The sequence below is a fragment of the Roseburia sp. AM51-8 genome (assembly GCF_003478275.1).
Lineage (GTDB): Bacteria > Bacillota > Clostridia > Lachnospirales > Lachnospiraceae > Pararoseburia > Pararoseburia lenta.
Genome location: NZ_QUEY01000001.1, coordinates 311,593 through 326,880 on the forward strand (window position 1 = coordinate 311,593; position 15,288 = coordinate 326,880).

Annotated in this window: 12 protein-coding genes, 1 pseudogene and 1 riboswitch; of the genes and pseudogenes, 11 read left to right on the forward strand and 2 right to left on the reverse strand. The window is 46.7% G+C overall.

Annotation, left to right across the window (positions count from 1 at the left end):
* Positions 1–27 precede the first annotated feature (27 nt).
* The 4 genes from atpC (at position 28) to DW996_RS01585 (ending at position 4,078) form a co-directional block, all read left to right on the forward strand.
* On the forward strand, positions 28–444 hold the full coding sequence (atpC, locus tag DW996_RS01570) for an ATP synthase F1 subunit epsilon (RefSeq protein WP_118280984.1): 417 nt from the start codon (positions 28–30) through the stop codon (positions 442–444).
* Positions 445–638: 194 nt separating this feature from the next.
* Positions 639–2,003, forward strand: a complete 1,365-nt coding sequence (locus tag DW996_RS01575; protein WP_158575152.1) for an efflux RND transporter periplasmic adaptor subunit — start codon at positions 639–641, stop codon at positions 2,001–2,003.
* Between the two features lie 18 nt (positions 2,004–2,021).
* Entirely contained in the window at positions 2,022–2,732 is a 711-nt protein-coding gene (locus DW996_RS01580; RefSeq protein WP_279220138.1) for an ABC transporter ATP-binding protein, read from the forward strand.
* A complete protein-coding gene (locus DW996_RS01585) occupies positions 2,729–4,078 on the forward strand; it encodes an ABC transporter permease (protein ID WP_118280986.1) in 1,350 nt (449 codons plus the stop codon). Before DW996_RS01580 ends, DW996_RS01585 begins: the two co-directional genes overlap by 4 nt.
* A gap of 106 nt (positions 4,079–4,184) precedes the next feature.
* Here DW996_RS01585 and pckA read toward each other — a convergent pair whose 3' ends face one another.
* A complete protein-coding gene (gene pckA / locus DW996_RS01590; protein WP_118534673.1) occupies positions 4,185–5,789 on the reverse strand; it encodes a phosphoenolpyruvate carboxykinase (ATP) in 1,605 nt (534 codons plus the stop codon).
* Positions 5,790–5,943: 154 nt separating this feature from the next.
* A complete protein-coding gene (locus DW996_RS01595) occupies positions 5,944–6,789 on the reverse strand; it encodes a YitT family protein (RefSeq protein WP_118534674.1) in 846 nt (281 codons plus the stop codon).
* 118 nt (positions 6,790–6,907) lie between these two features.
* On the opposite strand from DW996_RS01595, the gene DW996_RS01600 reads away from it, so the two are divergent.
* From DW996_RS01600 to DW996_RS01630, 7 genes and pseudogenes are all read left to right on the forward strand, one after another.
* A complete protein-coding gene (locus DW996_RS01600) occupies positions 6,908–7,942 on the forward strand; it encodes an LCP family protein (RefSeq protein WP_118534675.1) in 1,035 nt (344 codons plus the stop codon).
* Between the two features lie 45 nt (positions 7,943–7,987).
* Positions 7,988–8,193: riboswitch (cobalamin riboswitch) on the forward strand.
* 217 nt (positions 8,194–8,410) lie between these two features.
* Positions 8,411–9,582 (forward strand): annotated as a pseudogene (locus DW996_RS01605) (sirohydrochlorin cobaltochelatase); the annotation flags it as partial.
* A 438-nt stretch (positions 9,583–10,020) separates the two neighbouring features.
* On the forward strand, positions 10,021–10,452 hold the full coding sequence (locus DW996_RS01610; RefSeq protein ID WP_118280991.1) for a hypothetical protein: 432 nt from the start codon (positions 10,021–10,023) through the stop codon (positions 10,450–10,452).
* Positions 10,453–10,465: 13 nt separating this feature from the next.
* Positions 10,466–11,614, forward strand: a complete 1,149-nt coding sequence (locus tag DW996_RS01615) for an ABC transporter substrate-binding protein (RefSeq protein ID WP_118280992.1) — start codon at positions 10,466–10,468, stop codon at positions 11,612–11,614.
* Between the two features lie 11 nt (positions 11,615–11,625).
* Complete coding sequence (locus DW996_RS01620; protein WP_118534676.1) at positions 11,626–12,630, forward strand: FecCD family ABC transporter permease; 1,005 nt, start codon at positions 11,626–11,628, stop codon at positions 12,628–12,630.
* 13 nt (positions 12,631–12,643) lie between these two features.
* Entirely contained in the window at positions 12,644–13,771 is a 1,128-nt protein-coding gene (locus tag DW996_RS01625; RefSeq protein ID WP_243098629.1) for an ABC transporter ATP-binding protein, read from the forward strand.
* The gene (locus tag DW996_RS01630; protein ID WP_118534677.1) at positions 13,759–15,285 is read left to right on the forward strand and encodes a cobyric acid synthase; all 1,527 of its coding nucleotides are present in this window, start codon (positions 13,759–13,761) and stop codon (positions 15,283–15,285) included. The genes DW996_RS01625 and DW996_RS01630 overlap by 13 nt, the downstream gene beginning before the upstream one ends.
* Positions 15,286–15,288 lie beyond the last annotated feature (3 nt).

Genomic DNA, 15,288 nt, shown 5'->3' on the forward strand with positions numbered 1-15,288 from the left:
TTTCTGCTGGCAGAAAGGTGAAATGTTATGGCTGCAAGTAATACATTTTATTTAAAGATCATATCTGCAAACCGTGTTTTTTATTCGGGCAGATGTCGCTCTTTGATCGTGCCGGAATATGATGGACAAAAGGAAATCTTAGCCCATCATGAGGACATGGTCATCGCGATCGATGATGGCGAGATGCGTTTTCAGCCGGAGGGCAGTGAGAACTGGGAATATGCAGTTGTCGGCATGGGCTTTGTTGAGATCGTCAACAACCGTGTGACCCTTTTGGTGGAGACAGCAGAAAGACCGGAGGAGATCGACGTGGCAAGAGCCCGAGAAGCCAAGGAAAGAGCTGAGGAGCAGCTTCGTCAGAAGCAGAGCATCCATGAGTATTATCACTCACGCGCATCTTTGGCAAGAGCCATGGCTCGTCTGAAAGCGACCGCCGGCAAATAGCATAGCAGATGATTTGAGGGACGTTCCTTTTGACACAAGGAGCGTCCCTTTTGGTTTGCCCATTTCTTAAGAAAATTTAAGAAATAATAAAGGATTTCTATATTTCGTTTGTACTTCTAAAACGTTATAATGAAAAACAAGAATAGGAAATGCGGGGCATTTTCAAAATTAGATTCATACATAAGGAGTGGGCTATGTTAGAGAAAATCAAAAAGCATAAGAAACTAATGATTGCGATTGTAGTGATCGTGATTATTGCCATCGTGATCGGGATTCTTGTGCACCGTATGAGACAGAGTGCCAGTGAGATCACGCAGGTGGACAGTGGCATACAGGCATTTACCCTGCAAAAGCAGGACATGTCAAGTTCCGTAAGTACCAGTGGAACGGTGGAGAGTAGCAACGTGACAGAGGTTACGACAGAGGTTTCCAGTGCCATCAAGGAACTCAACGTATCTCTGGGAGATCATGTGGAAAAGGGACAGGTGCTCTGCACCTTTGATGATGAGCAGATCCGCCAGCAGATTGCAGACTTGGAAAAGCAGAATTCCGCTGCAAAAAAAGCCAGTGACAGCACGAAGCAAAAAGCACAGCGTGCCGTAGAGACCGCGCAGGCACAGGCAAATGCAAAGGCAGCAGCGGTCGCAGTAGCACAAAATGATTATCAGACCATCCAGAATCTTTTGGGATCATCAGACCAGTCAGCCGAGGAAAAGGCAAGTGCCTTAGCCCAGGCACAGGCAAACTTACAAAGCGCCCAGAGTGAATATGATGCCGCACAGTCAGCCGTGGCATCTGCACAGGAGGCTTTGGAGGACGCGGCTGGCACAACAGCAGATACCGGATCCTCCGACCTGACCAAGTTATATCAGCAGTTGAACAATCTGACCGTAGTGGCAGAGCAGTCAGGTGTCATCACCCAGTTAAATGTATCCAAGGGAAGTATTCCGACCAACGGATCTTTGATGCGGATTGAGGATGACAGTTCTTTGATGGTCAATGTCAATATCAAGGAAAAAGACATTTTGAAACTGGCACAGGGTCAGAAGGCATCTATCACTTCGGATGCGATCGGCAGCGATCAGGTCTTTAGCGGTACAGTAGATAAGGTCGTCAATTTTGCCTCCAAGAATGCAGGAAGCGATGGATCTTCATCATCTTCCGGCGGCTACAGTGCGACGATCACGCTGGAGCCTGGAACACCACTTTTACTTGGAATGTCAGTCAATGTGGAGATCATGCTGAATGAAGAAGGAGAGCAGTTGGCGGTTCCTTATGATTCTATCGCAACAGACGATGACGGGAATTCTTATGTATTCGTTGGTAAAGAAGGAAAAGACGGAAAATATAAGATCAAGAAAGTGATCGTGACAACCGGTATCTCTAATGATTATTATACGGCTGTTTCTTCCGATGACCTAAAGGAAGGAGACAGCATTATCAATTATCCATATGATGTATCGGAAGGAGAATCTTATGATCTGTATTTCCCGGAGGAACAGACAGATCTTGGAATGTCCGATGATGGCGCAGTGACGACGTTCTCTACATCAAATTAGAAAGGGGCTGGCGTATTTATGGAAAGAACAAACGTCATTGATATGCAAGGCATCGTGAAACGTTATTATGAGGGGGAGCCCAATGAGTTGGAGATTCTGCATGGGATCGATCTGAAAGTTTTTCAGGGCGAATTTGTATCGATCGTCGGGGAATCCGGTTCCGGTAAATCCACTCTGATGAACATGATCGGTGCTTTGGATCGACCGACGGAAGGACAGTATTTTCTGGGCGGACGGGATATCAGCAAGTTACAGGATGAAGAACTGAGCGATATCCGCAATCAGGAGATCGGCTTTGTCTTTCAGAACTTTTGCCTGATTCCCCGCATGAGCGCGGTGCGCAATGTAGAGATTCCGCTCATGTATGCCAACATGCCGCCAAAGCAGCGCAGAGAGCGTGCGATGGAACTTTTGGCACTGGTTGGTATGGAAGAAAGAGCGGATCACAAACCCAATGAATTGTCCGGTGGACAGAACCAGCGTGTGGCAATCGCACGTGCTATGGCAAATGATCCCCATATACTTTTAGCAGATGAACCGACGGGAGCGCTGGATTCCAAGACCGGACATCTGGTCATGGATATTTTCCATCGTCTGCATGAGGAACAGGATAAGACGATCGTGCTCATCACCCACAGTCAGGAACTGGCACATGAAACAGAGCGGATGATTACGATTTCAGATGGCCGCATTATCGCAGATAAGGAACTGGGAGGTGAGATGGAATGAATATAACAGAAAGTATACGTCTTTCCTTTGAAAGTTTGAAATCCAACAAACTGCGTTCCTTTTTGACTATGCTGGGTATCATTATTGGCATCAGTGCCGTGATTACGATTACAACGATCGGAAACTCTTTGCAAAAAACGATTGCGTCAACGATGCGCGAACTTGGTGGTACGAATCTGATCTATGCATATGTCAGTGCGATCACGCCGGAATTTGAAACGGATGCAGAGTGGGAAGCCTGGCAATATCCGGAAATGACGAAAGATGAGCAGTTGACATATGAAAGATTGTCAGAGTTTCAGACGGACTTTGCTGATAGGGTAGAGGCTGTGGTTGTGGAGGAAATGCTGATTTCTGCTGCCAGCAGTACAGGGGATAAGAGCAGTGCGAAAGTATCCGTCAACGGAGTGACACCGGGCTATCTTTCATCCTCCAAGTTGACTTTGATTGCCGGACGTGATATCAGTGACGCGGATAATAAACAGGCAAAAGCAACTGCTCTTGTATCAGATCTCTATGTCAAGTATGCCTGGGGCGGACAGAATCCCATCGGCAGACAGATCTTGGTGCAGTCCGATGAGGATGGTACGGTACAGAAGTTCTACGTTGTTGGCGTTTATCATTATGATGCCAGAAAGCAGGGCAGTGGAATCGATACCAAGACACCGGAAAAGGATACGGTCACGCCTATTTTAGTCCCTTATACCTATGCAGCCCAGACAAATCAGGCGAATGGTATGGAGAATGATCTGCAATCTTTTAATATCATGGCAAAAGATGGTGTAGATGCAACAGCCTTGTCACAGGATATCGCAACTTATTTCGACCAGAAGTATTTCAGCGCCAATGGTACCTTTGAACTGCAATGCTACGACATGGCATCGGAACTGGGACAGATCGATCAGGTCTTAAATGTACTGACGATCGCCATTTCTGTTATCGCTGCCATATCCCTTATCGTTGGCGGTGTCGGTGTTATGAATATCATGCTGGTCAGCGTGGTGGAAAGAACCAGAGAGATCGGTATCCGAAAGGCGCTGGGCGCCAAGAATAAGAGCATCCGCAGACAGTTTATGACGGAAGCGGTCGTGATCTGCCTTATGGGCGGTGTCATTGGTATCGTGATCGGTATTTTAAACGGATTTCTTTTGTCGCAGGTGGCAGGTATGCTGGTATCTTCTTACGAGCAGGAATTGGGCAGCATGCTGCATGTGACGGTCAGTCCATCGATCACAGCCATTATCATATCGGTTGTATTCTCTATGCTGATCGGTGTAGTCTTTGGCTATTATCCGGCAAAGAGGGCAGCAAACATGTCGCCGATCGATGCACTCAGATACGAATAAATTTCACAGTGGGGACACTCCTTATGGCAAAAGGAACGTCCCTTATATAAAAAGGATGTAAGCATTTCGCTACATCCTTTTTGCTGTATTTGATCGGTTAAAGAAATTATAACTGAGGACCTGCAGAAACAAGTGCCTTACCAGCATCGTTACCTTCGTATTTAGCAAAGTTCTTGTTAAATCTTGTAGCAAGGTCTTTTGCCTTTTCTTCCCATTCAGAAGCATCAGCGTATGTGTCTCTAGGATCTAAGATCGCTGGATCAACACCCGGAAGTTCTGTAGGTACTTCAAAGTTGAAGTAAGGAATTGTCTTTGTAGGAGCATCCTTGATGTCACCGTTTAAGATAGCATCGATGATACCACGAGTATCCTTGATAGAGATTCTCTTGCCTGTGCCGTTCCATCCTGTATTTACAAGATAAGCCTTAGCGCCGCTCTTTTCCATCTTCTTAACAAGTTCTTCTGCATACTTGGTTGGGTGTAACTCCAAGAAAGCCTGTCCGAAGCAAGCTGAGAATGTAGGAGTAGGCTCTGTGATACCACGCTCTGTACCGGCAAGTTTTGCAGTAAATCCTGATAAGAAGTAGTACTGTGTCTGCTCCGGAGTCAGGATAGATACTGGAGGAAGTACGCCAAATGCATCTGCTGACAGGAAGATAACATTCTTTGCTGCAGGAGCAGAAGAGATAGGACGTACAATGTTCTCAATGTGGTTGATCGGATAAGAAACACGAGTGTTCTCTGTAACGCTCTTGTCTGCGAAATCGATCTTTCCATCCGCATCCAGTGTTACGTTCTCAAGAAGAGCGTTACGCTTGATCGCATTGTAGATGTCCGGCTCAGATTCCTTGTCGAGGTTGATAACTTTTGCATAGCATCCGCCTTCAAAGTTGAATACACCGTTGTCATCCCAACCGTGCTCATCATCACCGATCAAAAGACGCTTAGGATCGGTAGAAAGTGTTGTCTTACCTGTTCCGGAAAGACCGAAGAAGATAGCAGTGTTTTCACCATTTAAGTCGGTGTTTGCTGAGCAATGCATAGAAGCCATGCCCTTAAGTGGAAGATAGTAGTTCATCATAGAGAACATACCCTTCTTCATTTCTCCGCCGTACCATGTGTTGATGATAACCTGCTCACGGCTTGTGATGTTGAAGGCTACACATGTCTCAGAGTTGAGTCCTAATTCTTTGTAGTTTGTAACCTTAGCCTTAGAAGCGTTGTAAACAACGAAATCAGGCTCGAAGTTTTCTAATTCTTCAGCGGTTGGCTTGATGAACATATTTGTAACAAAGTGAGCCTGCCAAGCAACCTCAACGATGAAACGGATAGCCATACGGGTGTCCTTGTTGGCACCGCAGAATGCATCTACAACAAATAATCTCTTGTTGCAAAGTTCCTTCTTAGCGATATCTTTAACAGCTTCCCATGTCTTTTCGTCCATTGGATGGTTGTCGTTCTTGTACTCATCGCTTGTCCACCATACAGTGTCCTTAGAGTTCTCATCAACAACGATATATTTGTCTTTAGGAGAACGTCCGGTGTAAACACCTGTCATTACGTTTACAGCGCCAAGTTCGCTGACCTGACCCTTTTCGTAACCTTCCAATTCCGGCTTGGTCTCTTCTTTGAATAATTCTTCATAAGAAGGGTTGTGAACGATTTCTGTGGTTCCGGAAATACCATACTTGCTTAAATTGATTTCTGCCATTTCTTTTAACCTCTTTTCTGTATGATTTGAAAATAGTAGATGTACTTTGTTAAAAAATAGACATTTCAAAGTACCCTCATCATATTATACAATAATCCCTCACAAAATCAAGAAAAATGCACGTAAAAAACAATCTGTTTTTACGTGCAGATGCTTAAAGAGAATGGAAACCCTTTCCAAATACTTCACTGGTGCTGGAAACAGACACAAATGCCTGCAGATCCTGATCGTGGATGAAATTTCGCAGTTCCACAGCCTGGGTGCGGGAGAGGGAAGTAAAGATGATATATTTTTTTCCATTGGTATAAGCACCGACGCCTTCTGTGATGGTGGCACTGCGGTTGAGTTTAGCGGTGATGAAACTACAGATCGGCTCCTTGTCATCACAGACGATGGTAATGGATTTGCGCAGGTTGATCGTGGTGATGATGTCATCGATCATGAAGGACTTGACGGCAAGACCGACAAAAGAGTAAAGGGCGGTCTTTAGATCAAAGACAAAGCAGGCAACCAGGATCATGGCGAGGTCTGTGGCAAAAAGGGCGATACCGATGTCTTTCATATTGGTATACTTTTTCAAAAGCATGGCGATCACATCCGTTCCACCGCTGGAAGCGCCGATATTAAAGAGAAGGGCAGATGCGATGGCGGGAAGGGCAATGGCAAAGATCAGATCCAGCATAGGCTCATTGGATAAGGGCTTTGTCAGAGGCATCCATTTTTCAAAAAAGACCAATAAGACGGATAAGAGCATACTGGCATAGGTCGTCTTTAGGGCAAAGGATTTTCCCAAAAAGATAAAGCCGATGACTAACAGGATGGTATTGGCGATAAAGGTAAAATTGGATGCGCTGATGGGCGTGACCTTGGCGACCACGGTAGCAAAACCTGTGATACCGCCAAAACAGAAATTGTCCGGGAATTTAAAAAAGTAAACGCCGACCGCCATGATAAAGGTACTCAGGGTGATCATGATAAGGCTTTGTATTTTGTGTTTCATGGTAAATCAAGAACTCCTTTTCTATATGTAACGCTTATATTTTATACACTTTTTCATTTTTTTTCCATAGTAGATGTGATAAACTATAGAAAAAAATTGCAGGATACGGGAGGTTTGGATGGAAGAGAGAAAAAACAAAAAGAAAAAGAAGAAAATGTCCTACAAAAAGCGGATCGCGATCATTGTGATCGCCCTCTTAGCAGCGATCACTCTTTTGATCGCCTATCTCTTTCTTGGCAACAGCGGAAAGGATGAAAAAACGGATGCCATGTTAGACGGCTATACGACCATTGCCTTTTTCGGCGTGGACAACCGTTCCAACGGCAATTTTGACAGCGGCAACAGCGATACGATCATGCTTTGCAACATCAATAATTATACCAAGCAGGTGGAACTGGTCTCAGTATATCGCGATACCTTGATGGATGTTGATGGCGAGGAGACCTTCCGCAAATGTAATTATGCTTTCAATCATGGCGGCATTGACAGTGCTCTTGCCATGTTAAACCGCAATCTGGATCTGAACATCACGGATTATGTAGCAGTCGATTTTATGGCGCTGGTAGCCGCGGTCGATGCGGTGGATGGCATTGATATCGAACTGACCGATGCAGAAGCGGAAGCCATGAACGGTGGCTATATCGGAGAAGTCGGAGCCATCGTGGGAAAGGACGCCAATCCGGTCTCTGCCGGAAGCCAGCATTTAGATGGTGTGCAGGCGACAGCATATTGCAGGATCCGTTCTACCGCAGGCGATGACTTTAGGCGTACGGAGCGGCAGCGTACTGTTTTGACCCAGATCATTGCCAAGGCAAAGAGCGCCAGTCCGACACAACTGGCATCTTTGATCACGGGTGTCTTCCCGGATGTCGATACCAGCATAGACATGGATCAACTCCTTTATCTTGCTAAGAATATGATGGATTACGATCTGGGCGAGACCAAGGGATTTCCATTTTCCAAGACTACAGACCGCTTTGGCGACAGCATAGGGGATGCAGTTGTTCCTTGCAGTTTAGAGTCCAATGTCGTGCTACTGCATCAGGAACTTTACGAAGACAGCGAGTATCAGGCACCGGACAGCCTCAAGAAGATCTCTGATGGTCTGATCGACTTTACCGGCTATGGGGCAGGCGACGGAGACGGATCGTGACTTTTGGATTGAAATACAGGGTAGAATGTGATAGAATAAATCGAATTTCATAGAGAAATAATTGGTGCCCTTCCAAGGAGCTTTATGCTTGAGAAAGGGTTAAAAGGGAAACAGGTGTGATTCCTGTACGATCTCGTCACTGTGATTAGGGAGTGCGGCTTTTGTTTATGCCACTGATGCCTTGCATTGGGAAGGTAAAAGCCGTGTGATGATCTTTCAGCCAGGAAACCTGCCAGTTGTTTGGTACAGGAGTCATTCCGGATCACGAGTAATTGGTCGTACTGTTTTATGTAACGCAAGCAAGTTGCATATCTTTTTGTGTGCGGATTTATTTGTTTACATAATATTTGATGATTACTCTGTTCTTAATTATTAATAGGACAGAGTTTTTCTTTTAGTGTCGCTTTTTCAGATCTGTATGCCCTGCGTCCTACCTATGGAAAAGCGATAAAAATTAGGAGGAAGACAATGAAGAAAAAAGTAGTATCACTCGTGATGGCATGTATGCTGGCCTTTGGTATGATGACTGGCTGTGGTGACAAAGATACCGCAAAGACAGACAATACCACAAGCGATCAGGAAGCAGCAGATAAGGTTGCAGATCTGATCGATGCCATTTATGTGCAGGAGAGAACAGACAAGACAGACGAGCAGTGCGAGGCTGCCAAGAAGGCATGGGATGCTTTGACAGATGCACAGAAAGAACTTGTCAGTGGTGAGAATGCAGATCCGGATTATTTTGGAAGAGATACCGGGGATGCATCTAAGGATGATCCTTTGAACCAGGATGACATCGGCGCAAATGAAATCCTTGTTGTAAGTTTTGGTACATCCTTTAACGATAGCCGTGTCGCAGACATCGGTGGTGTAGAAAAGGCGATCGCAGAGGCAAATCTGGGCTGGTCAGTAAGACGTGCCTTTACAGCACAGATCATCATCAACCATGTGCAGGCAAGAGATGGCGAAAAGATCGACAATATGGATCAGGCATTAGAGCGTGCTGTAGACAATGGCGTTAAGAACTTAGTTGTTCAGCGACACACCTTATGCATGGTGCAGAGTATGATGAGTTAGTAGAAGCAGTAAATGAATACAAGGATAAGTTTGATTCCGTAACGGTTGCAGAGCCACTTCTTGGTGAGGTTGGAGAGGATACAGCAACTGTCAATGCTGACAAGAAGGCAGTTGCAGAAGCAATCACAGCAGAGGCTGTAAAGACGGCTGAGTATGATTCTTTAGAGGCTGCAAAGGAAGACGGCGTTGCATTTGTATTTATGGGACATGGTACTTCTCATACAGCAAAGATCTCTTATTCCCAGATGGCTTCTCAGATGGCAGACCTTGGTTATGATAATGTATTTATCGGAACCGTAGAGGGCGAGCCGGAAGAGACCGCTTGTGAAAGCGTGATCGAGGCTGTAAAGGAAGCAGGTTACAAGAAAGTTATCCTTCGCCCACTGATGGTGGTAGCCGGAGATCATGCAAATAACGATATGGCAGGGGATGATGATGATTCTTGGAAGAGCCAGTTTGAGGCTTCTAAGGCATTTGATTCTGTAGAATGTCAGATTTCAGGACTTGGCGAAATCGAAGCAATTCAAAAGCTTTATGTACACCATACAAAGGATGCTATTGCATCTACTGGCCTTATTGTAGACCTTGCAGCAAACGCAGAAGGTACAACAAAACTTGCAGATGGTACTTATCAGGTAAAGTTTACAACCGACAGCAGTATGTTTCATGTAAATGAAGCAAACAATGGTATGGGAGAACTTACCGTAAAAAATGGCAAGATGACTATTCACATTTCTTTGACATCAAAGAAGATTGTCAACCTGTATGAAGGTCTGGCAGCAGATGCCGAAAAAGACAGCAAGAACGTATTGCAACCAACAAGTGATACCGTTACTTATAGCGACGGATCTACCGAAGAAGTTAATGGATTTGATGTTCCGGTACCATATCTGGACAAGGAATTTGATCTGGCACTTCTTGGAACCAAGGGTACCTGGTACGATCACAAAGTCAGCGTTGCAAGTCCACAGTAGACATTACTTGATATAAGGAAGTAAGACATCATGGAAGTACAGAGAAAACAAGGACATATAAAACAAGGACTGGCAGTCTCTCTCTTATCTGTCTTTTTACTGCTTTCCTTATGGGGATGTGGCACAAAAAAAGACGATAGCCTGGCGGATGGCACTTACAATGTGGAAGTGACATTAGAAGGCGGCACTGGACGGGCAACGGTCGTTTCCCCGACACAGATCACGGTCAAGAACGGTAAGATCACCGCAACGATCATCTGGAGCAGCAGTCATTATGACTATATGCTGGTCGGTGGAGAAAAGTATTTAAACGAGGCGGCAGACGGAGAGGGTTCGACCTTTACGATACCGGTAGACGATCTGGATCAGCCATTATCTGTTGTGGGTGATACGACGGCTATGAGCCAGCCACACGAGATTGAATATACCTTGAATTTTTCGTTAATAGACATTGAAGAATAGGAACCGTTGCAAGATGAGATTGAGATATAAAAGATGGATCAGTTTGCTGCTTGCTGTGGTTATGATGCTGACTCTGGGCGCATGTGGCGTGCAGAGTCAGTCTGATACTACGGACAAGATAGCCTTTGATAGTTTAGAGAAAACAGGTCAGATGACGCTGGCGTATGCGACCCAGTATCAGGTGGAATATTATGGAGATTATTCCCTGATCACCATAGGAGAGGACCAGCGCTTTCTGTTGGTGCCGGAGGGCAAAGACCTACCAAAGAATCTGCCGGAAGATGTTGTGGCTTTGCAGCAGCCACTGGATAAGACCTATCTGGTGTCGACCTCGGTCATGGACCTGATCCGCCAGTTAGACTGCATATCTTATATCCGCTTGTCCGGCTCCAAGGCAAAGGACTGGTATATCACAGAGGCAAAAGAGGCGATCGAGGCAGGCAATATGATCTATGCCGGCAAGTACAGTGCCCCGGATTATGAGTGCATCTTAAATGAAGGCTGCAATCTTGCCATCGAAAATACCATGATCTATCACACACCGGAAGTAAAAGAAAAACTGGAAGAACTGGGCATTCCGGTGCTGGTCGAGCGGTCGTCCTATGAAACGCATCCTTTGGGAAGGTTGGAGTGGATCAAACTCTATGGTCTTTTGTTTGATGCTCTGGATGAGGCAAACGCTTATTTTGACAGCCAGGTGGAACAGATCACGCCACTGCTTGATCAGGCAAATACCGGTAAGACAGTCGCCTTTTTCTCGGTCAATTCCAGTGGAGCCATCAATGTCAGAAAGCCCGGAGATTACATTACCCAGATGATCACCATGGCGGGCGGCAATTATGCTTTGGCAGATGTGGTTCCCGAGGAAGAAAATGCACTTTCGACCATGAATATGCAGATGGAAGATTTTTATAATGCCGCACAGAGTGCAGATATTCTGATCTACAACAGTGCGATCGAAGGAGAGATCACAAGCATAGACGAACTTTTGGCAAAAAACAGCCTGTTTGCGCAGTTTGACGCCGTAAAAAAAGGCAATGTCTATTGCACCGGCAAGAACTTTTTCCAAGAGTCGACCGGTATGGCAGAGTTTGTGGAGGACATGCATAATGTCCTTGGGGATGCGGATGCAGACCTGACCTATTTAAAGAAATTGAACTGAGGAAAAGACAGATGAAACGATTTATCGTGACAATGACAGGTCTTATCATAGCCTTGCTTTTGCTGGTGATCTGGAATGTCACTTCCGGCAGTGTGTCGGTGGATGGCATGCAGATGTGGCAGGTATTGCTCCGCCAGACAAGAGAAGGCACCTTTTATCATATTGTGTGGGATATTCGCATGCCCCGCCTTCTGGCGGCTCTCTTTTTGGGAGGAGCCTTGGCGGTATCCGGCTTCCTGCTCCAGACCTTTTTCCAAAATCCTATTGCAGGTCCTTATGTGCTTGGTATTTCTTCCGGAGCGAAAATGTTGGTCGCCGTGGCAATGATCCTGTGTTTGGAAAGAGGCATGCAGATATCCTCCCTTGGCATGGTGGCGGCAGCCTTTATCGGCTCCTTGCTTGCCATGGGCTTTGTCCTGCTCTTATCCATGCGCGTACAGAAGATGTCGCTTTTGGTCGTGTGTGGTATTATGATCGGCTATATCTGTTCCGCTATCACAGACTTTATGGTGACTTTCGCGTCAGATTCCAATATCGTCAACCTCCACAACTGGTCTATGGGCAGTTTTTCCGGTACGGACTGGAAGGATGTAGGCATGATCGTCGTCTTAGTCGCACTTACGGTCTTAGCCACCTTTTTTATGGCAAAACCGATCGGAGCATATCAGATGGGAGAAGCATACGCCAGAAACATGGGCGTCAACATTCGTCTGCTCCGCATCCTTTTGATTCTTTTATCCAGCCTTTTGTCCGGCTGTGTGACAGCCTTTGCGGGACCTATCTCCTTTGTGGGGATTGCCGTTCCGCATCTGGTCAAGCAGGCGATGAAAACGGCAAGACCGCTTTATCTGATCCCGGGTTGTTTTTTGGGAGGAGCGGCCGTGACCCTTTTTTGTGATGGCATTGCCAGAAGCCTGTTCGCCCCGACAGAGATCAGTATCAGTTCGGTGACGGCTGTGCTTTTGGTGCCGGTCGTCATCGTCATGATGGTCAAAAGAGAGGATGCGCGGGCATAGAAACGAGGTATATATGGAAGAAAAAATGCAAGGCATCCGGGCCAGTGATCTGGTTGTCGGTTATGAGGGAAAGAGTGTCTTAAAAGATGTAAACTTTTGGGTGCGCCCGGGACAGATCCTGACTTTGATCGGACCCAATGGATCCGGCAAATCGACCCTTTTAAAAAGTATCACGAGACAATTAAAGACGATCGCAGGTCAGGTCTATCTGGCAGAGGGGACGATGGATGCCTATACAGATGCCGCGCTGGCAAAACAGATGGCCATGGTGACCACAGAGCGGATCTCGCCGGAACTGATGACCTGTCGTGATGTGGTCGCAACCGGACGCTATCCCTATACCGGCAGATTTGGGGTATTGGGAAAGGAAGACGAGGAAAAAGTCCAGAAAGCTTTGGAAAGTCTGCATGCACTTGAGGTGGCAGACCGGCTTTTTGCCAAGGTCAGCGACGGACAAAGACAGCGCGTCATGCTTGCCAGGGCGATCTGTCAGGAACCAAAGATATTGATTTTGGACGAGCCTACGTCTTATCTGGATATGCATTATAAATTAGAGATCCTGCAGTCCATACGAAATATGGTAAAAGAAGAAAACCTGGCGGTCGTTATGTCTTTGCATGAACTGGATCTGGCACAAAAAGTTTCAGATCTGGTTGCCTGTGTGGATGGAGAGACATTAGCAAAGATCGGCAGACCGGAGGAGATCTTTTGCGGAGATACCATTGCATGCCTATATGGGGTCAACTCTCAGGCTTATGATGTCGTATCCGGCAGTATGTTTTTGCAGAAGGCAAAAGGAGAGCCAAAGGTCTTTGTGATCGGGGGCGGCGGCAGTGGGATTGCAGCCTACTATACCTTACAGCGAGACCAGATCCCCTTTGCGGCAGGCATCTTATCCGAGGGGGATGTCGAGTATAAGGCGGCAAAGGCACTGGCAAGTGCGCTTGTGACAACGCCTGCCTTTTATCCGATCGAGATCCGGCAGATGGCGCAGGCGCGCAAATGGATCGATGACTGCGACTATTGCATCTGTACGCTGGATGCTTTTGGACCACTCAATCAGGCAAATAAGGAGCTGCTTTCCTATGCAAAAGAGCAGGGCAAATGGATCAGAGAGGGAGAAAAACCATGGCAAAAGTAATTATGGTGCAGGGAACCATGTCAAATGCGGGAAAAAGTTTACTGGTCGCAGGGCTTTGCCGTGTCTTTGCCCAGGATGGCTACCGGGTAGCTCCCTTTAAGTCACAGAATATGGCACTCAATTCCTTTATTACCAAGGAGGGACTGGAGATGGGGCGCGCCCAGGTCATGCAGGCGGAGGCAGCAGGCATAGAGCCGAGCGTAGACATGAATCCTATCCTCCTAAAGCCGACCAACGACCATGGCTCACAAGTCATCGTGGCGGGAAAAGTCCTTGGCAATATGGAAGCGAGAGACTATTTTTCTTACAAAAAAAATCTGGTGCCGGATATCGTGGCAGCCTTTGGACGTTTGGAAGAAAAGGCGGATATCATCGTGATCGAGGGTGCCGGAAGTCCGGCGGAGATCAATTTGAAAGAAAACGATATCGTCAATATGGGACTGGCACATCTGGTGGATGCTCCGGTACTTTTGGTGGGAGATATCGACCGGGGTGGTGTCTTTGCCCAGTTGCTTGGCACGATGATGCTTTTGACTGAGAAAGAAAAGAAGCGGGTTAAGGGACTGGTCATCAATAAATTTCGCGGGGATGTCACGATTCTGGAGCCGGGCATTACTATGCTGGAAGAAAAAGCAGAAGTGCCGGTGGTCGGTGTCGTTCCTTATATGTCAGTGACCTTGGATGACGAGGACAGCCTTGCAGAGAGCCTTTTACCAAAGGACATGGATCTGATCAATATCGGGGTTGTACGCCTGCCACGCCTGTCCAATTTTACAGATTTTTCAGCCTTAGACCAGATCGCAGGCGTCAGCGTTCATTATGTGCGAGATCCGTATGAGATCGAGAAGATGGATATGGTCATTTTGCCGGGAACCAAGAATACCATGGGAGATCTGGCATGGATGCGGGAAAGCGGCATGGAAAGTGCGGTCAAGAAATTTGCCCAGTACGGACCGGTCTTTGGCATCTGCGGCGGTTATCAGATGCTGGGACAAAGGATCGCTGATCCGGAGGGGATTGAGAATGTCATCAAAGCAGACGGATCAGAAGGACTGCGGGGCTTGGAACTGCTTCCGATGGAGACAGTCTTAAAGCCGGAAAAAGTCCGCACACAGACCAGCGGCAGTATGGAGATCACGGAAGGCGCGCTGGCGGGATTTTCTTCTCACCGGATCCATGGCTATGAGATCCATATGGGAGAGACCATGGCAGTCGATGCCATCAAGCCTTTATGCCATCTGGATCAGAAGAATGATGTGGTCTGCCAGGAAAGAGACGGCGGGCAAAGAGACAATGTCTACGGCACATATGTGCATGGTATTTTTGATGATAAGGATGTGGCATATGATTTGTGCAGGCTTTTGGCAGAGAAAAAGGGATTGACCCTTCAGGCAGAGGCTGACACGGATTATCAGTCATTTAAGGAGAGTCAGTATGATCTGCTGGCAGAGGGCATAAGAAAGAGCATGGATATGGATGCCGTCTATGCCATGTTACAGGATGCCGCTATTTAGAGA

Excerpts from the sequence above, each read along its gene's own strand:
- DW996_RS01595 (WP_118534674.1), bottom strand. The coding sequence starts at position 6,789 with ATGAAACACAAAATACAAAGCCTTATCATGATCACCCTGAGTACCTTT.
- DW996_RS01580 (WP_279220138.1), top strand. The coding sequence starts at position 2,022 with ATGGAAAGAACAAACGTCATTGATATGCAAGGCATCGTGAAACGTTAT.
- DW996_RS01620 (WP_118534676.1), top strand. The coding sequence starts at position 11,626 with ATGAAACGATTTATCGTGACAATGACAGGTCTTATCATAGCCTTGCTT.
- atpC (WP_118280984.1), top strand. The coding sequence starts at position 28 with ATGGCTGCAAGTAATACATTTTATTTAAAGATCATATCTGCAAACCGT.
- DW996_RS01625 (WP_243098629.1), top strand. The coding sequence starts at position 12,644 with ATGGAAGAAAAAATGCAAGGCATCCGGGCCAGTGATCTGGTTGTCGGT.
- DW996_RS01630 (WP_118534677.1), top strand. The coding sequence starts at position 13,759 with ATGGCAAAAGTAATTATGGTGCAGGGAACCATGTCAAATGCGGGAAAA.
- DW996_RS01610 (WP_118280991.1), top strand. The coding sequence starts at position 10,021 with ATGGAAGTACAGAGAAAACAAGGACATATAAAACAAGGACTGGCAGTC.
- pckA (WP_118534673.1), bottom strand. The coding sequence starts at position 5,789 with ATGGCAGAAATCAATTTAAGCAAGTATGGTATTTCCGGAACCACAGAA.
- DW996_RS01585 (WP_118280986.1), top strand. The coding sequence starts at position 2,729 with ATGAATATAACAGAAAGTATACGTCTTTCCTTTGAAAGTTTGAAATCC.
- DW996_RS01600 (WP_118534675.1), top strand. The coding sequence starts at position 6,908 with ATGGAAGAGAGAAAAAACAAAAAGAAAAAGAAGAAAATGTCCTACAAA.
- DW996_RS01575 (WP_158575152.1), top strand. The coding sequence starts at position 639 with ATGTTAGAGAAAATCAAAAAGCATAAGAAACTAATGATTGCGATTGTA.
- DW996_RS01615 (WP_118280992.1), top strand. The coding sequence starts at position 10,466 with ATGAGATTGAGATATAAAAGATGGATCAGTTTGCTGCTTGCTGTGGTT.